16 protein-coding genes are annotated in these 20,866 nt (G+C 69.1%); 7 read left to right on the forward strand and 9 right to left on the reverse strand.

Going from position 1 to position 20,866, the window contains the following annotated elements; translation table 11 throughout:
* The 6 genes from ACQPZQ_RS29455 to ACQPZQ_RS29480 form a co-directional block, all read right to left on the reverse strand.
* On the reverse strand, window positions 1-1,182 hold the full coding sequence (locus ACQPZQ_RS29455; protein ID WP_433286079.1) for an alpha-hydroxy acid oxidase: 1,182 nt from the start codon (window positions 1,180-1,182) through the stop codon (window positions 1-3).
* A gap of 165 nt (window positions 1,183-1,347) precedes the next feature.
* Window positions 1,348-2,298: a PDR/VanB family oxidoreductase gene (locus tag ACQPZQ_RS29460; RefSeq protein ID WP_433286081.1), complete on the reverse strand. Its 951-nt coding sequence runs from the start codon at window positions 2,296-2,298 to the stop codon at window positions 1,348-1,350.
* Between the two features lie 135 nt (window positions 2,299-2,433).
* On the reverse strand, window positions 2,434-3,663 hold the full coding sequence (locus ACQPZQ_RS29465; protein WP_433286083.1) for a PucR family transcriptional regulator: 1,230 nt from the start codon (window positions 3,661-3,663) through the stop codon (window positions 2,434-2,436).
* Between the two features lie 143 nt (window positions 3,664-3,806).
* Window positions 3,807-4,898: an amidohydrolase family protein gene (locus ACQPZQ_RS29470; protein ID WP_433286085.1), complete on the reverse strand. Its 1,092-nt coding sequence runs from the start codon at window positions 4,896-4,898 to the stop codon at window positions 3,807-3,809.
* The gene (locus ACQPZQ_RS29475; protein ID WP_433286087.1) at window positions 4,895-5,485 is read right to left on the reverse strand and encodes a Rieske (2Fe-2S) protein; all 591 of its coding nucleotides are present in this window, start codon (window positions 5,483-5,485) and stop codon (window positions 4,895-4,897) included. Before ACQPZQ_RS29475 ends, ACQPZQ_RS29470 begins: the two co-directional genes overlap by 4 nt.
* A gap of 14 nt (window positions 5,486-5,499) precedes the next feature.
* Window positions 5,500-6,282 (reverse strand): HpcH/HpaI aldolase family protein, encoded by a 783-nt coding sequence (locus ACQPZQ_RS29480; protein ID WP_433286089.1) that lies wholly within the window; start codon window positions 6,280-6,282, stop codon window positions 5,500-5,502.
* A 398-nt stretch (window positions 6,283-6,680) separates the two neighbouring features.
* Between ACQPZQ_RS29480 and ACQPZQ_RS29485 the strand changes: the two genes are divergently transcribed.
* The gene (locus tag ACQPZQ_RS29485) at window positions 6,681-7,895 is read left to right on the forward strand and encodes an MFS transporter (RefSeq protein ID WP_433286091.1); all 1,215 of its coding nucleotides are present in this window, start codon (window positions 6,681-6,683) and stop codon (window positions 7,893-7,895) included.
* Between the two features lie 42 nt (window positions 7,896-7,937).
* Window positions 7,938-8,861 carry a cyclase family protein gene (locus ACQPZQ_RS29490; RefSeq protein ID WP_433286093.1) on the forward strand — a complete coding sequence of 308 codons (924 nt, stop codon included), beginning with the start codon at window positions 7,938-7,940 and terminating at the stop codon, window positions 8,859-8,861.
* Window positions 8,862-9,151: 290 nt separating this feature from the next.
* Here ACQPZQ_RS29490 and ACQPZQ_RS29495 read toward each other — a convergent pair whose 3' ends face one another.
* A complete protein-coding gene (locus tag ACQPZQ_RS29495) occupies window positions 9,152-12,043 on the reverse strand; it encodes a BTAD domain-containing putative transcriptional regulator (RefSeq protein ID WP_433286095.1) in 2,892 nt (963 codons plus the stop codon).
* Window positions 12,044-12,264: 221 nt separating this feature from the next.
* Here ACQPZQ_RS29495 and ACQPZQ_RS29500 point away from each other — a divergent pair, with 221 nt between their 5' ends.
* The 3 genes from ACQPZQ_RS29500 to ACQPZQ_RS29510 are packed head-to-tail and all read left to right on the forward strand — an operon-like array spanning window position 12,265 to window position 15,177.
* Window positions 12,265-13,200, forward strand: a complete 936-nt coding sequence (locus tag ACQPZQ_RS29500) for an LLM class flavin-dependent oxidoreductase (protein WP_433286097.1) — start codon at window positions 12,265-12,267, stop codon at window positions 13,198-13,200.
* 59 nt (window positions 13,201-13,259) lie between these two features.
* On the forward strand, window positions 13,260-13,964 hold the full coding sequence (locus tag ACQPZQ_RS29505) for a TetR/AcrR family transcriptional regulator (protein ID WP_433286099.1): 705 nt from the start codon (window positions 13,260-13,262) through the stop codon (window positions 13,962-13,964).
* 46 nt (window positions 13,965-14,010) lie between these two features.
* Entirely contained in the window at window positions 14,011-15,177 is a 1,167-nt protein-coding gene (locus tag ACQPZQ_RS29510) for an FAD-dependent oxidoreductase (protein ID WP_433286101.1), read from the forward strand.
* Window positions 15,178-15,272: 95 nt separating this feature from the next.
* Here the strand turns inward: ACQPZQ_RS29510 and ACQPZQ_RS29515 are convergent, their stop codons facing one another.
* Entirely contained in the window at window positions 15,273-16,676 is a 1,404-nt protein-coding gene (locus ACQPZQ_RS29515) for a PLP-dependent aminotransferase family protein (RefSeq protein WP_433286103.1), read from the reverse strand.
* 555 nt (window positions 16,677-17,231) lie between these two features.
* Between ACQPZQ_RS29515 and ACQPZQ_RS29520 the strand changes: the two genes are divergently transcribed.
* Together ACQPZQ_RS29520 and ACQPZQ_RS29525 are read left to right on the forward strand one after the other, a co-directional pair.
* Entirely contained in the window at window positions 17,232-18,908 is a 1,677-nt protein-coding gene (locus ACQPZQ_RS29520) for a thiamine pyrophosphate-requiring protein (RefSeq protein WP_433286104.1), read from the forward strand.
* Window positions 18,909-18,916: 8 nt separating this feature from the next.
* Window positions 18,917-19,903, forward strand: a complete 987-nt coding sequence (locus ACQPZQ_RS29525) for a zinc-dependent alcohol dehydrogenase (RefSeq protein ID WP_433286106.1) — start codon at window positions 18,917-18,919, stop codon at window positions 19,901-19,903.
* Window positions 19,904-19,929: 26 nt separating this feature from the next.
* On the opposite strand, the gene ACQPZQ_RS29530 is transcribed toward ACQPZQ_RS29525, so the two are convergent.
* Window positions 19,930-20,802 (reverse strand): LLM class flavin-dependent oxidoreductase, encoded by an 873-nt coding sequence (locus ACQPZQ_RS29530; RefSeq protein WP_433286108.1) that lies wholly within the window; start codon window positions 20,800-20,802, stop codon window positions 19,930-19,932.
* Window positions 20,803-20,866: the final 64 nt, after the last annotated feature.

The raw sequence follows: 20,866 nt of genomic DNA on the forward strand, positions 1-20,866 counted from the left end.
TCAGTGGACGCTGACCAGCGCGGGGTCTGTTCCGGGATCGACCCGGGAGGGGGCCGGGCCGGTAGTGATCAACGAGGCGTCGATCTCGGCGACCGAGGTCGCGCCCACGAACGACATGGCGCGGATGATCTCGTTGCGCAGCAGCTCGATCATGCGGTCGACACCGCGCTCCCCACCGGCCGCCAGTGCGTACATGTACGGCCGACCGACGAGCACGGCCTGGGCCCCGAGCGCGAGGGCCTTGACCACGTCGGTGCCCCGGCGCACCCCGCTGTCGAGGAACACCTCGGCTCGGCCCGCTGCGGCCTCGACGACCTCGGCGAGCACGTCGATCGTGGCGGGCGCGCCGTCGAGGTTGCGGCCGCCGTGGTTGGACACGACGATTCCGTCGACGCCGAGGTCGATCATGCGGGGCACCTCCTCCCCACGGAGGACGCCCTTGATCACCAGCGGACCCTTCCAGCGGTCACGGAGCCAGCTGATCTCCTCCGCGGTAACCGACTTGATGTGCATGATGGCGTCGGCGAAGTTGTTGTAGGCGCGCCTGGCCGCCATGAGATCGAAGCCCGCGCTGTTGCCGAGCAGGAAGTCCTTCGACCACCGAGGACGCGAAAGGCCGGCGAGCAGGAGCCGCGGTGAGGGCGTGACCGGCAGCGAGATCTTGTTGTGCAGGTCGCGCTCGCGATAGGGCTTGATGGCCGTGTCGATCGTGACGCACAGCGTGCGGTAGCCCGCCCGCTCGATGGTGTCGAGCAACTCCACATTCGCCTGGTGATCGGGCTTCATGTAGAGCTGGTACCAGAGCGGCCCGGTGGCCGACTGCGCAACGATCTCCGGCCGCTCGCCCGAGCCGCCGGGCACTGCGTACAGCGTGCCGGCGCGTCCGGCGGCGCGCGCTACGGCCGGCTCGGCCGCACTGCTGCACATGCGGGCGAAGGAGCACGGCGCGAGCATCATGGGCATCGACACCGGATCGCCCAGGATCGTCGTGGTCGTGTCGACCTTCTTGACGTCGACGAGCGCGCGAGGTCGCAGCGAGATCCGGTCGAACGACTCGCGGTTCCAGCGGAGCGTCAGCTCGTCACCCGCGCCGGCGTCGATCACGTCGAACACCGCGCGCGGGAGCCTGCGTCGAGCGAAGCGGCGCATGTCTCCGGCGCTGTGGGCGTCACTCAACCTCATCCGCGTCCTCCTTCTGCTCGGCTGCGGTGCCGGGCCGTTGACCGTCCGGGGCAGCCTCCTTCGACGTTCCCTCTGGACCGCCATGGGCGACAAGGGCGCTTGTGCCGAACCGGAAGCCCCAGACGTTGTAGGGATGTACAAGACGCCGCGGGCCCTGCCGCGTTCTCACAGGTCCAGCACCAGGCGCGCCGACCGGGAACGGGAGCAGCAGATCATCATCGTGGCGCCCGATGCACGTTCCTCGGGCTGCAGGAACGAGTCGCGGTGATCAGGCTCGCCGTCCAGCACGAACGTCTCGCACGTGCCGCAGGTGCCCTCGCGGCAGGACGTGTCGACGTCGACGCCCGCCGCCTCCACGGCCTCCACGATCGACTGCCCGGCTTCGACGGTCAGCGAGATGCCACTGTGGTCGAGGACGACCTCGAAGGCGGTGTCCTCCCCCTCCAGGTTTCCTGGCCGTGGTCGAAACCGCTCGACGTGCAACGCGCCGGTGGGCCACATCGCGCATCTGCTCTCGACGGCCTCGATGAGCGCCTCGGGCCCGCAGCAGTAGACGGCGACACCCGCGCGCGGGACGCCCAGCACAGAATCCAGATCGATGAGTCCCAGCAGGTCCTGCGGCCAGAGCGTGACACGGTCACCATGGCGGGCCAGCTCGTCGACGAACGCCATCGACGCAGCGCGGCGTCCGCCGTACACCAGTTTCCACGGCCTGCCCTGTGCCGCCACCGACTCGATCATCGGCAACAACGGGGTGATCCCGATTCCGCCCGCGACGAACACGTACTCGTCGGCGGCGACGAGCGGGAAGTTGTTGCGGGGTCCGCGGACGGCGATCAGGTCGCCCTTCCGCAGCCGCGTGTGGATCCACTCCGACCCGCCCCTGCTCGCCGGCTCGCGCAGCACGGCGACCCGCCAGCGTGCGGAGTCGGCAGCGTCACCGCACAGCGAGTACTGGCGTTCGAGGCCCCGGCCCACAGCGAGGTCGACGTGGGCTCCGGGCTGCCACGCGGGCAGCTCGGCACCGGCGGGGTCGGCGAGAGTCAGTGCCAGCACCTCGTCGGCCGCGCACGTGAGGTCCTCGACAACGAGCGTGAGCTGCACGGGCTCCCCCATCAGGCCGTCCTCCGCGACGTTTCGCGGTACCGACCCAAGATTGGGTTTCACCTCCCGGTTCCGACTACGGCAGCACCGCCAAGATCCGCGTGCCCGAATCTGTTCGGTCTGTCAGGAACGGTGGGCGCCGGGCCGTCACATCGCCGGTCGAGCCCTCGTGGGCCGGTCGACCTGTCCGCTGCCACCGCGCGGCGCGTGCAGCCGCCGCCATGCCAGCGCCCACCAGACCTCCACGAGCGCGTTGCTGTCACGCAGCGAACAGCCCGTGATCGACTCGAATCGGGAGAGCCGGTAGCGCACCGTGTTCGTGTGCAGGAACAGCTGCTGGCGGGTGGTCTCGAGCCGGTTGCCGTTCTCGACGTAGCGCTCGACGGTCTGCAGGATCACCGCGCCGGAGGCGCCGAGCCGTTCGAGCGGCTTCACGTAGCGGTCGCACATCAGCTCGCCGAGATCATGGTCGGCGACGATCGCCGGATGCAGACCGAGGTCGGCGACGCTCACGATCTCGTGGCGCCCGATGGCGAGCGCGGTCTCCAGTGCACGGGTGGCGAGCCGGAAGACTGCCGGCAGCTCGTGCAGCGGCACCGGCGGCGAGACCCCGATCGCCGTCTGCGGCGGTTCGTCGGGAAGTGTTGCGAGGAAGCCGCACAGGTCGCCGTCGATCACCGTCATCATCCCGTTGCGCCGGGCCCCGGACGAGGTGATGTGCAGGTAGCGCTCGATCGCCCGGACGTCGGTACTCGGAGCGCGTCTCAGCCGGAAGGCCCGGTAGCTGCGGGTGCGGTCGAGCCCGTAGGCCTCAGCGCCCGAGCCGATCTCCGACGGCGCGATCGACCCCGAGAGCATGCCCTGCACGAAGCTGTCCTGGTGCTCCTGGGCACGCCTCTGCATCTCCAGCTCGGCCTCGCGGTGTCCCGCGGCGAGCGCGACCATGCCCCACGCCGACCACCTCTGGTAGTTGCTGAACAGCTCCAGCAGGAGGCTGTCGCGGTACGGCGACGACGGCGCGAGCTGGCGCACCAGCTCGAGGAAGACCGTCTGCTGGGTGACGGAGGTCTGCAGCACCTCCGACACCGTCACGCCCTGCCTCGCGCGCATCTCGCCGACTTCGCGCAACGGCGTGTCGTCGTCGTCCGGGCCCGGCGCCCGACGGCTGCGGATGCCGTCGAGGGACACCCTCATGTTGCGTCGCCAGCTCGCGTGAAGCGCGTCCGGGCTCACGTTCTTGTACGACGGGAGCACGAACACGCGCTGAGCCATGCGCTCCGCGAGTGGCCCGCGGCCGTCCAGCACGCCGGCCGCGAACAAGCAATCCATGAGGGCATCCCACGCTTCGCTGCGTGAGGATGCCTCCGTCTCACCCACGGGGGCTCCTCCCGAGCGGGGGCGGCGCAGGGCCGACCCACCCGACATCATCGGCGGAACGCGCCGTATCACAGAATATGGCGCATTCCGATGATGCAACCGGGAGGTGTGCGGGTCAAGATTATCCGAAATGTCGAATCAGCTCACAGGCGGTACCAGTCTCGCGCGTTCTCGGCCATGAGTTTCGGACGCATCGCAGGCGACGCCGCGCTGATCAACGCGGTGACGTCGTCGTCGTACGAGTGCGGGTAGTCGGTCGCGAACATCAAGATCTCGTCCGAGGCGAGCCATTTCAGGACGGTGGCGATGTGTTCCGGCGGACCTGAGTCGGTCGGGGCGACCGAGAACCGCATGTGCTCCCGGATGATGTCAAGTGGGAGTTTGTCCACCCAGGGCACCTCACGACGGAGACCTTTCCATTCTTTGTTCATGCGCCAGCCCCATACCGGAAGCCACATGAAACCGCCTTCGAGCACCGAGACGCGCAGATCCGGGCAGACCTGGAACACGCCTTCGGAGACCAGGCTGGTGACCTGGGAGGTGAACGACTGCCAGTCTGCGGCGTACTCCTCCACGTAGTACGACGGGTAGCCCGACGACGACGGTGCCTCCTCGCTGACCCCGCCGTAGTGCAGCCCCGCAACCAGGTCGTGCTCGGTCATCGCCCGGAACACCGGGTGGTAGACGCGCTGGCCCCACAGACCGGTGTTACGCACCGGCAGCAGCACCTGCACGAAGCCGGGATGGTCGCCGACCCGGTGGATCTCCTCGATCATCGCGGCGGGGTCGCGCGCAGGCACGACGAGCGAGGCGGCCAGTCGCGGATCCTTGTCCAGCCACTCCGCGATGAGCCAGTCGTTCACCGCCCGTGCCATCGCAGCGGCCCAGTCCGGATGCCGCAGGGCGTCGACCGCGTAGTAGCAGTTGACGATCGCGCGATCGACCCGCCACGGGTCGAGAATGTGGCTGCGCAGAAGCGAGACGTCCGAGGCAGGCGGACGATCGGACGGCCGCCATTCCGGGCGGCACGCGCGAGCGGTGTTCGGCGGATACGCCAAGGCCTGGCCGCCGACGGTCCCGCGCCAACCGCGCTCGGTGCACCAGTCGATCCAGTGCTGGGACATGTAGGGGAAGAGCGCTTGCAGCGACGGCACGTTGGCATGGACGTCGCAGTCGATCACCGCGCCGGGCCACACCTCGTCGCGGGTCGCGTTCTCGAGCAGTGCGGTGGTCACCCGCTCACCTCCGTTCCGGTCGTCGGGCGGGTCGGCCGCGGGCCCCTGGCCGGGCGGCTGGGCCGCAGGCTGACCACGACGTAGTCGTCCTCGACGGCGACCTCGATCGTCTCTGCCGTGTACGGGCCCTTCGCACGGCCGGTCTCGTCGATCTCCAGCGGACCGGACGCGGCGAACTCGCCGGGCCCCGGCCGGTCCTGGTCCTTGGCCAACCCCAGTTCGCCGGTCTCGACCAGCGGCGCGACGTCTTCGCCGGAAGCCACCTCGACGTCGTAGGTCCGGATCCGGGTTCGTCGCGGGTCGACGTACGACTGGCCGGTCCGGACATCGAATTCCCAGCCGTGCCACGGGCACATGATCAGTTTGGTTTCGGGGTCGTAGGTGAACTGGCCGGGCCCGCTCGACGACAACGATGCGACGACGTTCCCCCGGCACATCTCGGCGCCTTTGTGGGGACACCGGTTGATCAATCCGTAGTAACGGCCGTCGATGTTGAACACCCCGATCGGGCGCCCGCCGACCTCCACCAGCAACCGGCCACCGGGCGGCAGATCGGCGACCCGGCCGACGACGTACCTGTCCGCCACCGCGCGTCCTCCCGTCACACCGGCTGCGAGCTGCCGACGACCTTGCGTGCGTGGCCGAGGGCCACCGACGCTCCGACCGCCACGAGCCGCTGTTCCATCGCGATGGACAGGAAATCCATGCCCCAGCCGTGGGCGATCTCGACGTCACCGGGGCCGAGCGCGAGCATGCCCGCCTTCTTCCCGGCCTTGTGCGCGGCCTCGACGATCCTTCTGTGGTTGTCCGCGACGACGGGGTCGGTGTAGGCCATCGCCGGCTTGCCCCCGGCGGAGACCGAGAGGTCGGCGGGCCCCACGAACAGGACGTCGAGTCCGGGGGTCGCTGCGATGTCGTCGAGGTTGGACATCGCCTCCACCGTCTCGATCTGCCCGAACGTCACGATGTCGGTGTTCGCGTTCTCGAAGTAGGCGCCGGAGCCCCCGTCGTACGCGCGGTACGGACCGAACGAGCGCGTGCCCTCCGGGCTGTACCGGCACGCCCCGACGAAGCGCTCGGCCTCCGCACGGTTGTTGATCATCGGGGACATCACCCCACGCGCGCCGGCGTCGAGGACACGCCCGATGAGCAAGGGATCGTTGCCGGGCACCCGGACGAGCGGAACGGTCGGCGTGGCCGTCAGCGCAATGATGGAGGTCACCACGTCGCGGTACTCCGCCATGGTGTGCTGCATATCGATCACGATGGAGTCGAAGCCCAGGCGTCCGATCACTTCGGTGCTCAGCACGGACGATCCCGACACCCAGCAGTCGAGCACGGTCTCGCCCGCTGACCACCGGTTACGGATCGGATTTGCTGTCATTCGCGCTCTCCTCACTCGTGCGGAGCTCCCGGCAATGGAGATCCACCGCTGAACGCTCGTCCACGAGCAGGAGTGCCGCACCGGCAGAACATCCAAGTTTCCCCGGGGAGCCTTGGCAGATCCGACAACGACACGCTTCCGGAATCGCACCTAACTTCTGACCACTGCGGTGGTGTCCCCGATCACAGCTCAGGGTGGACACCCGACTTCCGTCGCCGTTTCGTTTCATTGCGATCCGAGGAGATCAGACCGTGACCATCGACCAAACGGCCCCACTCGGGCCATTAGAGACGAGACATTCGAGGTCGAAGGCCTATCAGAATGTCAAGGACGGTGACGCCGGCGAGAAACTCACTTCCACACACTGGCACATCGGCATCGCACTCGGCCTCGGCTGGATGCTCGATGGAATCGTCATCGCGCTCTACGCATTGATCGTTCCCTATCTGCTCGAGGATTTCTCGATCAGCCTCGACTCGCTCACGGCGGCCGTGACGCTCACCGGCTTCCTCTCGGCGTTCGCCGCCTACTTCTGGCCCTGGCTGGCCGACCGGATCGGGCGCCGCATGGCGTTCATCGTCAACGTCGCGCTCAGCGCGGTCTTCCTCGCCCTGATCGTCGTCTCGGAATCGTGGATCTTCTTCATCATCGTCTACACGATCATGCGGATCACGATCGCCGGAGAGTGGGCCGTGGGGTCGCTGCTGACCGTGGAGACCTGGCCCGCCAAACACCGAGCCAAGATCCTCAGCGCGGCGCGCTCCCTCTACGGCTACGGCGTGGTGATCGCCGGCCTCGCGGGTACCTTCATCATCGCGCCCTACGGCTGGCGCTGGGCGTTCCTCGTGCCGGCCATCATCGGGCTCCTCGCGATCTACGTTCGGCTGCTCTGTCCGGAGTCGCCCGCGTGGGTGCGTCAGCGCGACCAGCAGACGGCCGCGGCGGCGCAGGGCCGGATCGTGGCGGCCGCCAAGCCGGGGATCGTCGAACGCATACGCGGGGCGTCGATCGGGCAGCTCTTCGAGTCGGGCCAGGGCAAGCGGACGTTCGTGGCCCTGTTCGTCGCCGCCACCGCGACCATGTCGTGGTACACGCTCGGTTACTGGGCACCGTTCTTCCTCAAGGAGACCCACGGCTGGTCCACTTCGGAGTACAGCACCTGGTACATCTGGTGGGGAGTCGCCGGGGCGCTCGGCTACTACCTGATGGGCTGGATCGCTGATCGGTGGAGCCGTTTCCGCGCGATGCTCACCGGCAACCTGATCTTCATCGTCACGATCATCCCCTGGGCCCTGGCCACCGACACCGTTTCGCTCTGGGTATTCGGCCTGTTGTCCAACTTCGGCCTGATCGGTGTCTGGGGCACCGTCATGACCTATACGGCCGAGCTCTTCCCGACCCGGATGCGCGGCACCGGGATGGGCGTCACCTGGACGATCTCGGGCCTGCTCGGCATCGGTGTGCCGTACGCAGCGCTGTGGGTCCGGGACGCGACCGGATCCTTCACGGCGGCGTTCCTGCTGATACCGGTGCTCCTGGTGATCCAGATGATCGGGCTGTTCATCGCAAGGGTCGACTACGCCGGCCGCACCCTTGATGCCATCGCGACCTGATTGCCGACGGCAGTACGAGCACGAGGAGGAGGACCGTATTCCATGGAGGACTTCCGCAAGCTGGGTGCGCGCCTGTCGAACTGGGGCCGCTGGGACGTCGACGGGCAGCGCGACGAGCGCGGCACGACCAACCTGATCACGCCGGAGCGGGTGGCAGCGGCCGCCCGGCTCGTGCGGCACGGAAAGGTGTTCGACCTCGGCATCCCGTTCGGACAGGGTGGGCCACAGCCTGGGGTCGGCCGGATCAACCCGATACTGCTGGTGAGCGAGACGGGCGCCGACCAGGATCGGCCGGGTGCGTTCCATTTCGCCGACGACTGGGTGATCATGCCGCTGCAGAGCGCGTCGCAGTGGGACGGGCTCGCCCACGTCTTCTACGACGATCTGCTCTACAACGGCTTCCCGGCCACCGACGTCACCCCGCACGGCGTGCGCCACCTGTCGATCGAGCAGCAGGCCAAGGGGATCATGGGCCGGGGCGTGCTGATCGACGTCGCGGGGCACCGTGGGGTCGACTGGCTGCAGGCGGGGGAGGTCATCACACCTGACGAGCTCGACACGGTGCTCGCGGCGCAGGGCACGTCGTTGCGCGGTGGCGATATCGTCGCCGTCCGCACCGGCTGGCGGCGCAAGTTCCTCCGCGAGGGCGATGCCGCCGCGTTCATGTCCGGCGAACCAGGCCTGGGCCTCGAATGCTGTGAATGGCTGCACCAGCACGACGTCGCCGCCGTGTGCTCGGACAACTGGGCGATCGAGGCCCTGCCGGGCGAGGTCGACGGCGAGGTGCTGCCGGTACACATGGTGCTGATCCGCGACATGGGGATGACGCTGGGCGAGATTCTCGACTTCGAGGAGCTCGCGGCCGACTGCGCAGCCGACGGCGTCTACGAATTCCTGCTGTCGACACCACCGATCAAGTTCCGCCGGGCGCTCGGTTCACCGATCAACCCGCTCGCCGTCAAGTAGAAGCGCCGTTCGCCAGTGGTCACGTCGTCAACCCCCGGTTGCGCCTATGGAAGCAACCGGGGGTTGACGTCGGGCTGCCGCCTTCGCGGGGAGCCCGAAGGCGGCAGCAGGTCCAGGAGTTGTGGGAGTCGAAGAAGCGCCTACCCGCGGTAGTCGCTCACGACCGACCGGGTAAACCGTCCTCTCAGTTTACGACATCTACATGTAACGTAACCGCTGTCGCGGAGTTCGTCCACGACTTCACCGGCCGCTTACGCACGCGAACTGAGCGACAGCTCAGGGCTGTGTGATCAGCAGGCACGCCTCAGTCGGGAGCGAGCCAACCGCACCGCGTGGACGGCAGGCATGGCCGAGCCGAGTGCCGCCGCGGCCCGGGACCGTGGCCCATCTGGTCCATCGAGCAATCGGCCCGATTGGTGGTTCCTCAGCGGCGACACCTTGCCTGCCGCGGTGAGACAGTGATGCAGCGTCAGGGCTTCCTGCTCCGCGCCGAGCCGTACGAGCAGGCGGATGATGTATCGCAGGTTGAGCCACTGCTGCGTCCAGTCTCCGGTGCGATCCCAGTGATCAAGGACGTCGACGAAGGACCCGGTAGCGGCCGCGACGTCGTCGTGGATCGCGCGAGTCGCCGCCGCCTCCATCAACGCGATGCCCTGCCACCAGTAGTTGTGTACGGAGGCCGCACGGGTCGCCGCTTCGTCGAACAGCGCGAGGGCACGGGGCGGGTCGGACTTCTTGAGCACGAGACCGAGCGCGTAGTGAGCCATCGACGTGGCGGTGGGGTTGGCAGTGGCCTCCGCCACACGGAGACATTCCTCCGCGGCGCGGAGCCCGCGTTCCGGAGTACGGCGTGCCGCCTCACAGATCGCGACGTAGTAGAGCGTCCACGAGAGCCGAATCGGGTCGGCGTCCCTGCGGGCGAAGGCGACCTGCGACTCGTAGTAGCGCAGCGCGGTGTCGACGTCGCCTTCGTACAACGCCACGTCCGCTGCGACGTCGGCCGGATATCCCGACCGGGCGGTACCGGCCGCCGGGACGCGTGTGCCGGCGCGCGCCGCCAGACCGCGGGCCCGGGCGAAGTCACCGAGGAACCACGCCCCACGGGCAGCGGCACCGACGCCGGCGACGAACAACGGGTGCTCGTCGGGCGCGAGCTCGAGTGCGCGCTCAGCCCAGGCGGCCGCCTCGTACCCGATCCGGACCTGCAAGACCTCGGGCAGCGAAGCGACCAGCCGCAGGGCGAGGTCGATGTCGCGGTCGGAGAACGCCCACTCGAAGGCGGCCCGGAAGTTGTCGACGTCCGGCAGTGCCCGCTCGACCCACAGCCGCTCGTCGGGGCCCTGCACACCGCGTGCGGCCCGCTCGGCCAGGTCGACGAAATGCTCGGCGTGCCGCCGGGCGAGAGGTCCGCTGTCGGGCAGTCGTCGGCGACCGTAGGCGCGCAGCGTCTCCAGAACGCGGTAGCGGGTTCCGCCGGGGCTGCTCGTCGCCACGACCATCGACTTGTCGACGAGTGCGGTAAGGAGGTCGAGAGTCTCGGTCTCGGTCGCCCGCGGCTCCGCGCAGACCGCGTGTACGGCGGCCAGATCTGCACCGCCGGGAAGAACGGACTGCCGCGCGAACATCTGCTGCTCGGGCCCGGACAGCAACCGGTAGGACCAGTCGATCGCCGAAACGAGGCTCTGGTGACGGGGCCGCGCGGTGCGCCGCCCACCGGTCAGCAGACGGGCGTCGTCGAGCCGTTGTGCCAGCTCGGGTGCACTCATCACCCGCATCCTCGCGGCGGCCAGCTCGATCGCCAGCGGCAGGCCGTCGAGCCTGCGGCAGATGTCGGCCACCGTCTCGTCCGTCCCGGGACCGGAGGGGAAGTCCGGCTGTGTCGCGCGCGCCCGCAGCGCGAACAGGGTGGTCGCGTCCGCCACCGACAGTGGCGGCACCCGCCAGACCTGCTCGCCGTGCACGCCGAGGAGCTCGCGGCTGGTTGCCAGGACGACGACGCCGGGGCAGTTGGCCATCACGTCGGTGGCCAACTGCGCCGATGCGTCGAGGACGTGCTCGCAGTTGTCCAGCACGAGCAGCAGCTTCCGCGACCTCATGTACTCGATGACCGATTGCTCGATCGTCGAGCCGTGGCGTTGCCTCACCCGCAGTGCGGTGGCCACGACGTGGCTCACCGGGCTGCCGTCGGCGAGCGGGTCGAGCTCGCAGAGCCACACCCCGTCGGGGAAACGGGATCTGTCGAGGGCCGCGGCCACCTCCAGTGCCAACCGGCTCTTGCCGACGCCACCCACGCCCGTGAGCGTCACCAGCTGCGCATCGCGCATCAGTCTGGCGATGCGGCGCATCTCCTGGTCCCGGCCGACGAAAGCCGTGGCGCGGCGCGGCAGGTTGGTGGCCGGTTCCCTGGCGGGGACGAGCGTGGGGTCGTGCTCCAGCAGCCGACGGTGCACCGTCCGGACGGGTTCCGACGGCTCCACCCCCAGCTCGTCGACGAGGCGGCGGCGCAGATCCTGGTACACGGCAAGGGCCTCGGCTTGGCGTCCGCTTCCGTACAACGCGCGCATCAGCTGGGCGGCCAGGCGCTCACGCTCGGGGAAGCGGCGCACGAGGGCATCCAGGTCGGTGACGACCTCATGGCCACGGCCGAGGTGGAGCATCGCCTCGATGCGATCCTCGCTCGCGTCGAGCCGCAGGTCTGCGAGGCGCGTGATGTCGGCGTCCAACTGCGCAGAGTCGAACTCGGCGAGGGGATCCCCCCGCCACAGCGCCAGCGCGGCGTCGAGCAGTTCGACAGCGCGTCCGTGGTCGCCTACCGACGCGCGAACTCGAGCCTCGGCGACCAGTCGCGCGAACTCGGTGGCGTCGAGCTCGTGGTCGGCGACGGCGAGCACGTACCCCGGCGCCTGGTATCGCAGGCGCTCGCCGTGCTGGAGTGGAGCCAGCACGCCCCGCAATCGTGAGACGTAGGCGCGCAGAGCACCGAGCGGGTGGTGCGGCGGGTCGTCTCCCCACACGGCTGCGACCAGGCGATCGGTCGAGACCACCGCACCGGGACGCAGCAGAAGGCCGGCGAGCACTACGCGTGGTTTCGGCCCACCGATGGGCACGGGTGCACCGTCGATCGCGACTTCGAGTGAGCCCAGGATGCGAAACTCCACACCGGCCCCCCGATCTCCGATCATGCGGGCCGTTCCCCTGTCGTGCACGATGCAATCCGATTGCAACCCGCACCAGCGAGAGTAGTGCGACGTGGAGCACGGACAGTTCCCGGAACATCCGCTCTGTCCCAGAACTACTGTTTACCCCACGTCACGACGGTGACCCGATCCGAAAGCCGAACCTGATGATCCCCCACCGACCACTCGCGATAGGGCTCACTCCGCTGGAAACCCGGCGCCACGTCGTGCTGCACGTTGCAGACCGGGCCGAAGAGCTCGGCTACTCCGCGCTCTACGTCGCCGAGGGATGGGGCCACGACGTTTCCGTGCTCCTGGCCGAGATCGCCCTGAGGACCTCCCGCATCCGAATCGGCACCGGTGTGCTCAACGTGTGGGGCCGCAGTGCCGCGAGCATCGCGATGCTCGCCACCAGCCTCTCCGAGCTTTCCGGCGGCCGGTTCGTGCTCGGACTCGGAGCGGGCAGCCCGCAGCTCGCCGAGGGCCTGCACGGAGTCGCATTCCGTTCACCGGTGCACCGGCTCGAGAACGTCACCCGCGAGGTGCGCAACCTCCTCGACGGCGGGCGGCTCACGTCGACGATTCCCGGAGGTAGCTCGCCATTGAAGCTCGCCGTGCGCCCGACGTCCGACGTCCCGATCCAGCTCGCAGCACTGGGATCGAACGCTGTGCGGCTCTGCGGCGAACTGGCCGACGCCTGGTACCCCTTCCTGTTACCGCTGTCGGGTCTCCCGGACAAGATCCCTCTGCTGAAGGAGGGCACGGCCCGTTCCCGATCCAACCGATCGATGCCGAAGATCTGGCCGGGCATTCCTGCGGCGATCTCGCCCGACCCGAAAGTTGCTCACGAACTCGCGTGGTGGTGGATCACCTTCTATCTGACGAGCATGGGTCCTCTTTATGCGAACCTGCTGCGTGATCTCGGATTCGAGGACGCCGTCGCTGCGGTACTCGCAGCGAACAAGCCGCTCGACGCCGCCGGCATGCCCGAGTTCGCCGAGGTCCTGATCGATGAGTTGACGGTGTCGGGAAACGCAGAAACCGCCCGGGCCGGCCTGGATCGCTGGTACGCGGCAGGCGCCGAGATGCCGGTCGTCGTGCTCCCACCGAACCGCAGTGTCGAGGAACTGGACCATGCACTCGAGGCGCTGCGTCCGACCTGAGCCACGGGAGCGGCCGAAGGTCGGCGATGCTCATTCGCGCCCGAGTAACCTCGTCGCCGATGGAAAGCCCGTCGGCCCAGCCCAACGCCCAGCGGCCCGGCACGTCCGGCGGGCAGTCAGCCCACGCCGAAGGGCTGCGTGAGCGTAAGAAGCGCCTCACGCGAGCCGCGCTGGCCCGGAACGCGCAGCGGATGTTCCGCGAACGTGGGTTCGACCAGGTCACCGTCGCCGAGATCGCCTCGTCGGCCGACGTGTCGGTGAAGACGCTGTTCGTCTACTTCGCCTCCAAGGAGGATCTCGTCTTCGCCGACGAGAACGTCCTGCTCGACCGGATCCGGGAGCGGCTCACCAGCCGCCCGGCCGGCACCAGCTTCACGGCAGCCGTGCGCAGGCTCGCGCACGACCTCGTCGCCGCCGGCACCTGCGACGACACCGAGGGCATGAGCGCCTTCGCCGAACTCATCGGCGACAACCCCGCCCTGCACAGCCGCCTGCAACTGATGTGGGAACGCTACGAGCAGGCGCTGTCCGACGTCATCGCCACCGAGACGGGCACGGGGCCCCTCGATCCGCGCACCCGCGCGGCGGCCGCCCTGTTGATCCTCCCCTTCCGGGTGCTGACCAGCTCCGACGTGCGCGCCCACGCCCGTGACGACCAGGTGGGCGAGTGGATCGACACCTGCTTCGACCTCGTCGACACCGGCCTCGCAGGAGCGCCCGGCCCGCGGCCTGTGAGGCCGCACACAGTGCAAGACAAAAGGTAACTGACTTACCTTTTCAAGAGACTCACCTCTCTTGGAAGGGTTCGCCATGTCCGTCGCCCCCAGCCCCGCTCCCCCACTCCGTGACGCGCGGATCGTGGTCCTCGGTGGTGGTCCGTCCGGCCTGGCCGTCGCCCGGCTGCTGCAGATGCGGGGGGTGGGGGCGCTGGTGCTCGAACGCGACGCCGGCCCCCACGCCCGTACCCAAGGCGGCAGCCTCGACCTCACCGAGGACGGCGGTCAGCACGCGGTGCGCGAGATGGGCCTGCAGGACGAGTTCACCGCCCTCAGCCGGCCACACGGGCAGACCCTGCGGGTCCTCGACACCGCAGCCCGGACGCTGCTCGACATCGACCAGACCGACTTCGAACCGTCCCGCCCGGAGATCGACCGGGTCACGCTGCGCCAGATGCTGCTCGACGCATTGCCGGCCGGCACCGTCCGATGGTCGACAACGGTCAGCGGGATCACGCCGCTTCCCGGCCGCGGTTACCGCGTCGAACTCCCTGACGGAACCGGGTTCGACGCGGACCTCGTCATCGGCTGCGACGGCATCGGCTCATGCGCACGCCCCCTCCGCACGCCCGTCCGGCCCACGTATTGCGGCGTCACCTTCATCCGCGGCGATATCGCGCGACCGGACCCCGCGTCGTTCGTCTCCCGGCGCGTCGGCGAAGGCTCGATGTTCGCGATCGGCGTGAACAAGGCCGTCCTGGCGCAGCGCAACGGCGACGGCTCGATCCACATCTACGTGGCGCTGCGCACCGGCGCGGATCCTTCCTACAGCCGAGGGAGCGCGGTCCAGGACGAGGACATGCTGCTCGCTGAGCTGCACGCCTTTCTCGATGGCTGGAGCCCGGAGATTCACGGCATCCTCGACCAGGTCGACGGCGGCTTCTCCTACTGGCCCCTGCACACTGTGCCCACCCATCAGGAGTGGTCGCCCCACCGCGGTCTCACCCTCGTCGGGGACGCCGCCCACGTGATGCCCCCGTTCACCGGTCAGGGCGTCAACATGGCGCTCCTCGACGCCCTCGAGCTCGTCGATGCCCTCACCGCGCGGCCCTCCGACATCGACGGAGCGATCGCGAGCTACGAGGCGGCCATGCTCCGACGGATGGCCGGCGTCGTCGCCGAGGCGAACGCCGCGGGTGACCATCTGCTCTCCGCCGACGGGCCGGCCGCTCTCCTGGGCGACTTCGGCGCCACCGCCTGAGCGTCGGCCTCAGGAGCTTGCGTTGATCGTTCCGGGATCCGGGTTTTCGCCCCCCGGAGGGCGCATTGGCCGACCTCGCGGCGATCTTGGGAGCGTTACGCGCTGCAGGCGAGCGCGCGGGCGATGAGCCGGGCTCCGTCCTCCACCGCCGTGGTGGCGAGGTTGCCGTAGCCCAGGACGAGGCCGTGCCTACCTGCGTCCGGGGTGTGGCGATAGCGGGCGAGGCCGTCCAGGTGCAGGTTGTCTCGGGCGGCAGCCTGGATCACGGCTGCCTCGTGCCGCCCCGGAGGCAGCTCGGCGAGCAGGTGCAGACCGGCGGACGCTCCGGTGAGGCGAAGCTCGGGTGCGTACCGGCGCAGTGCCTGCGTGAGGGCGTCGCGGCGGTTGCGGTACCGGCTGCGCATGGCACGGACGTGCCGGTCGTATTCAGCGGTGGTGAGGAAGTCGGTGAGGGCGAGTTGGTCCAGGACGGCGCACCCATGGTCGGCGAGCTGTTTGCCGTCGGTGACCGGCGTGACCAGTGAGCTGGGCAGGGCGAGCCACCCCAGTCGCATTGCCGCGCAGAGCGTCTTGCTGGTGGTGCCGGCCAGGATGACGTGTTCGGGGGCCAGGCCCTGTAAGGCGCCGACGGGGAAGCGGTCGTAGCGGAACTCCGCGTCGTAGTCGTCCTCGATGACCAGGTGCCCTTCCCGCGCCCAACGCAGTAGGGCCTCGCGGCGGTGTGGGGCCAGGACCACTCCGGTGGGGAACTGATGTGCGGGAGTGACGACCACGGCGTCGGCCGAGGCCGAGGTCAGGGCGTTGACGTCGATGCCGTCCTGGTCGACCGGGATCGGCACAGGATGGAGCCCCTGTTCCCGCGCGATGACAGGAACCGAGGGCAGGCCGGGGTCTTCCATGGCGATGCGCGTGGCCCCCGCCCGGCGCAGTGCTTGGCACAGCAGCGTGACGGCTTGGGTGAAGCCGGAGCAGACCAGCAGGTGCGCGGCGTCCGTGCGGGCCTGGCGGACCCGCCCGAGGTAGTCGGCGAGGGCTTCACGCAGGTGTATGTGGCCCTGGGGGTGCGGGTAGTGCAGATCAGCGGTTGGGACGGTTCGAAGTTGCCGGCGTAGCGCCCTGCTCCAGGCGGCGCGAGGGAAGGCCGCGAGCTCCGGCACCCCGGGCCGGAAGTCGTAGCGCGCGGATGTCGTCAGCGGCTCGCATGCCGGGGGACGAGGCGGCGTGGCCAACGGTCGGTCGGTTCGAGCCACGCGTGTGCCGGAGCCCTGGCGGGCGGTGAGATATCCCTCCGCGACGAGCTGTTCGTAGGCGTCGACGACCAGGCGCCGCGAGACGCCCAGGTCGTCGGCGAGCCGGCGGGACGAGGGCATGCGCGCACCTTCGATGAGCTGTCCCCCCCGGATGTGCGTTCGGATCGCGCTCTGAAGCTGGCGATGCAACGGCTCGGGCCCGTGCGGGTCCAGCGCGATGGAGAGCTCGAGGGAGGACGCTGCTGCCATGCCCCGACGCTAACCGGAACCCGAAAACAGGCGCCGAGTTGTCACAGATTCGGGCGCCACCAATGGCAGGCTTCACACGGAACCTGGTCGGTGCCGTCCATAATGCGAGTCTTGCGCCGTATGTGAACGTTCATCCCGATGGCCCCCGCCGGGCCGGTGGCCGAGTCGAACGGCGCACCGCGTCCAGGACATCTGTCCCGAACCTGCCGCCGAGCAGCTGAGGTTCTCGGTCAGGACCGAGAAGATCCGTACTGTGACCGATCAGGACGTCGCGGTCCGGGCGTCCGGCACCGGAGCCGAGGAGGGCAGCCGTGATCGAGCCGTGAGCGCCCCGGCAACCGCCCACCGGATGTCACCCCGAAACCGGTTTCGGATTCGAAACAGCGGGAATCGAACAAGCATTCGCAAAGTAGCTTACATCCCCGCGAGCAATTCATTCGAGCACGTATTGTGTCGAACCTACGATTTACAGTGATGTGATCCTGCAGGAAAACACGGGGGACGAGTGAAGATCGCCGAGAATCGGACGGAGCCGACGGCAAGCGTGATCGAGCCGTGAGCGCCCCGGCCAACCGCACACCGGACGTCGCAACGGTCGCGGCGGAGGTGCTCCGCCGCGAGGGCGTCGAGCATCTCCTCGCCTATCCGCTGAATCCGCTCATCGAATCCGCCGCCGCCGCGGGAATCCGGCCGGTGATCGTCCGGCAGGAGCGCGTCGGCATCCACATGGCGGACGCGATCAGCCGGCTCGGGGACACCGTCGGCGTCTTTTGCATGCAAGCCGGCCCGGGCGTGGAGAACTCGTTCGGTGCTGTGGCGCAGGCGTACTCCGAGGGCGTTCCGCTCGTCGTGATCCCCGGCGGGGCGCCCCGCGCGCAGACGTGGGTGCCGCCCACGTTCAACGCCGCGCTGAACTTCCGCCACGTCACCAAGTCGACCGAGCAGGTCACCACTGGTGCCGGGCTCGTCCCCGCCCTGCGCCGGGCGTTCACGCAGGCATGCAACGGACGCCCGGGACCGGTGCTCGTGGAGATCCCGGCTGACGTGTGGACGGAGGAGGCGCCGGGGCTCGACGCCTACGTGCCGTCGCGGCGGGTGCGCTCCGCGCCGGACACCGAATCCGTCGAGGCGGCTGCGGTGGCACTGGTCGCGGCGGAGCGCCCCCTGCTCTACGCCGGACAGGGCGTGCACCGGGCGAGGGCGTGGGGGCAGCTGCGCGCTCTCGCCGAACTGCTGGAGGCCCCGGTCACCACCAGCCTGGAGGGCAAGAGCGCGTTCCCGGAGACACATCCGCTCTCCCTCGGCTCGGGCGGCGTTGCGATGCCGCGCGCGGTTTTCGAGCACGTCCGCGACGCCGACGTCGTGTTCGGGATCGGGGCGAGCTTCACCGCCACCCCGTTCGGGATCCGCTTCCCGACGGCGGGGAAGACCTTCGTGCACAACACCCTCGACCCGGGCGACCTCAACAAGAACGTCCCCACCGAGCACGCTCTGCTCGGCGACACCGCGCTCGCGCTGGATCTGCTGATCGAGGCGGTACGGGATCGGCTCGGCGGCGGGCCGCGAGGTCGGGCGGACGCGGTCGCGGGCCGGATCCAGGAGCTGCACAAGCCCTGGCTGGATTCCTGGATGCCCTATCTGACCAGCGACGAGACGCCGCTCTCGCCGTACCGCGTGATCTGGGACCTGCTGCACCTCGTGGACGTCGAGCGCACGATCATCACCCACGACGCGGGCAGCCCGCGCGACGAGCTCTCGCCGTTCTGGCGGCCGGTCGCGCCGCACAGCTACCTCGGGTGGGGCAAATCCACGCAGCTCGGCTACGGCCTCGGGCTGGCGATGGGCGCGAAGCTCGCCCGGCCGGACCGGCTGTGCGTCAACGTGTGGGGTGACGCCGCGATCGGGATGACCGGCATGGATCTGGAGACCTGCGCCAGGGCCGGGATCCCGATCCTGTCGGTGCTGTTCAACAACTTCGCGATGGCCATGGAGGACAAGATCATGGCCACGTCGCGTGAGCGCTTCGGGAGCACCGACATCTCCGGCGACTACGCGACCACGGCGCGCGCCTTCGGGCTGCACAGCGAGCGGGTGACCGAGCCGGGCCGTATCGCGCCGGCGTTGCGCGAGGCGATCGCGGCGACGGAGGCGGGCACACCTGCGTTCGTCGAGTTCGTCACCACCCGGGAGAAGAAGTACTCGACCTTCGACTACGCGAGCTATCAGGGTTAGGAGAGGCCATGCGGGCAGTGCAACTCGTGGCACCGGGTCGGCTGGAGACGGTCGAGGTCCCGGTCCCGGAAATCCGTGACGACGAGGTGCTGGTCCGTGCGCACCGCGGTTCGATCTGCGGCAGCGACCTGCACATCATCTTCGACGGGTTCTACCGCGGGGAGTTCCCGGCGCCGCCCGGGTTCCCCGGGCACGAGGGCGTCGGGATCGTCGAGGAGTCCCGCTCGCCCGACTTCACCCCCGGGGACGCCGTGCTCATCGCGCCGGTGCCGCAGGACGCGCGGTGCTTCGCCGAGTGGCAGGCCGTCCTGCACCGGTCGCTGGTGACGCTGCCGGAGGGCGGGGACCTGGACCGGCTGCTGATGGCCCAGCAGCTCGGCACCACCGTGTACGCGATGCGCCGGTTCTGGCCGCAGGTGATCGCCGGGCCCGCCGACGGGCTGACCGCCGCGATCTGCGGCGCCGGGTCCGCGGGCCTGTTCTTCGCCCAGCTGGCGCGTCGCGCCGGCTTCTCCACGGTGGTGATCGCCGACAAGGCGCCGTCGCGGCTGCGGATCGCGAAGGAGTTCGGTGCCGACGTCGTCGTCGACGTCACGGAGGGATCGTTCGTCGAGGCGGTGCTGGACGCGACCGGCGGTGTGGGCGCGGACCTGGTGATCGAGGCGGTCGGGTACGACGAGACGCGCATCCAGTGCCTGCACGCGGTGCGACCGCGTGGCCGCATCGGCTACTTCGGCTTCCCCGAGAAGCCGAAGGGGCCCACCACCTGGGACTACAACGAGGCATGGGTCAAGCAGCCCTCGATCGAGCACAACCACAGCACCCAGATCGAGCCCGGGCTGACGGCCTTCCGCGAGGCGGTCGACCTGATCCACACCGGCGGGATAGACGTGAGCCCGTTCCTGGACCCGATCTTCCCCCTGGAAAAAGCACAAGAAGCAATGGAGGCGGCCCGCGCCCAAAGGGGCGGAAAAATCGCACTAGCACTGGACTGAGTGGGAGTTTCGGAGCCGTAGTGCTGTCATACGCCCCGATTCGACAGCGCTACGGCTCCATAGTGAGGGCTGATGAGCTCGTCGGCGACCCATCGTGCGACACCCGCGGGGTAGGGCGTCGGCAGGCCCAGCACGATGTGCCGGAAGCCCGCGTCGATCGCTTCGCCGATCGCGTCGCGAGTGATGCTGGGCTGGTCGCAGGAGACGGACAGGTGGATCGAACGGAGAATTGAGGCGGGGTCGCGACCGATCTCGTCGCAGTACCGATCCAGCAGTGCGCTGCGGCTGACGACGTCGTCGCTGTCGCCGCCCGGGATGTTCCACACGTCGGCGTGCTCGGCGACCACGCGCAGCGTCGAGGATGAGCGGCCGCCGATGAGGATCGGCGGGTTGGGGCGCTGCACGGGTTTGGGGTTGCAGAACGCCCCGGTGACCTGGACGTACGTGCCGTGGAAATCGAACGGCTCGTCCTCGGTCCACAGCCGCCGGATCACCGTGCAGGCTTCGGCGAGGCTGCCCACGGCATGCGTTGCGTCGTGGAACGGCAGGCCGTGGGCGTCGTACTCGCGCCGAGCCAGCGGGTGGCTGGGCCGTGAGCCTGCACCGATGCCGAAGTCGAGCCGTCCGCCGGAGACGATGTCGACGGTCGCGGCGATCTTGGCCAGCATTGTCGGCGGTCGGAATCGGTTGCTGGTGACGAGCAGGCCGAGGCGCAGTCGTTCGGTCTGTGCGGCGAGCGCAGAGAGGAGCGTCCAGCCTTCGTGGATCGGTCCGTCCGGGTCGCCGCCGATCGGCATGAGGTGATCGAACAGCCACGCGTGCTCGATCTCCGGAATCGCGTCCGCCTCGCGCCAGACCCGTAGGACGTCGTGGTAGTCGACCTGCATGGGCGCGGTCATGATCCCGAAACTGGGTTGTGGTGTGAGCGTCATCGAGCCGGTGGTCCTTTCGACGCGGGGTTGA

The sequence above is a fragment of the Pseudonocardia sp. CA-142604 genome, assembly GCF_050948475.1.
GTDB lineage: Bacteria > Actinomycetota > Actinomycetes > Mycobacteriales > Pseudonocardiaceae > Pseudonocardia > Pseudonocardia alaniniphila.

Excerpts from the sequence above, each read along its gene's own strand:
- ACQPZQ_RS29515 (WP_433286103.1), bottom strand. The coding sequence starts at position 16,676 with ATGGCAGCAGCGTCCTCCCTCGAGCTCTCCATCGCGCTGGACCCGCAC.
- ACQPZQ_RS29455 (WP_433286079.1), bottom strand. The coding sequence starts at position 1,182 with ATGAGGTTGAGTGACGCCCACAGCGCCGGAGACATGCGCCGCTTCGCT.
- ACQPZQ_RS29505 (WP_433286099.1), top strand. The coding sequence starts at position 13,260 with ATGGAAAGCCCGTCGGCCCAGCCCAACGCCCAGCGGCCCGGCACGTCC.
- ACQPZQ_RS29480 (WP_433286089.1), bottom strand. The coding sequence starts at position 6,282 with ATGACAGCAAATCCGATCCGTAACCGGTGGTCAGCGGGCGAGACCGTG.
- ACQPZQ_RS29525 (WP_433286106.1), top strand. The coding sequence starts at position 18,917 with ATGCGGGCAGTGCAACTCGTGGCACCGGGTCGGCTGGAGACGGTCGAG.
- ACQPZQ_RS29510 (WP_433286101.1), top strand. The coding sequence starts at position 14,011 with ATGTCCGTCGCCCCCAGCCCCGCTCCCCCACTCCGTGACGCGCGGATC.
- ACQPZQ_RS29530 (WP_433286108.1), bottom strand. The coding sequence starts at position 20,802 with ATGACCGCGCCCATGCAGGTCGACTACCACGACGTCCTACGGGTCTGG.
- ACQPZQ_RS29490 (WP_433286093.1), top strand. The coding sequence starts at position 7,938 with ATGGAGGACTTCCGCAAGCTGGGTGCGCGCCTGTCGAACTGGGGCCGC.
- ACQPZQ_RS29460 (WP_433286081.1), bottom strand. The coding sequence starts at position 2,298 with ATGGGGGAGCCCGTGCAGCTCACGCTCGTTGTCGAGGACCTCACGTGC.
- ACQPZQ_RS29485 (WP_433286091.1), top strand. The coding sequence starts at position 6,681 with ATGCTCGATGGAATCGTCATCGCGCTCTACGCATTGATCGTTCCCTAT.
- ACQPZQ_RS29495 (WP_433286095.1), bottom strand. The coding sequence starts at position 12,043 with ATGATCGGAGATCGGGGGGCCGGTGTGGAGTTTCGCATCCTGGGCTCA.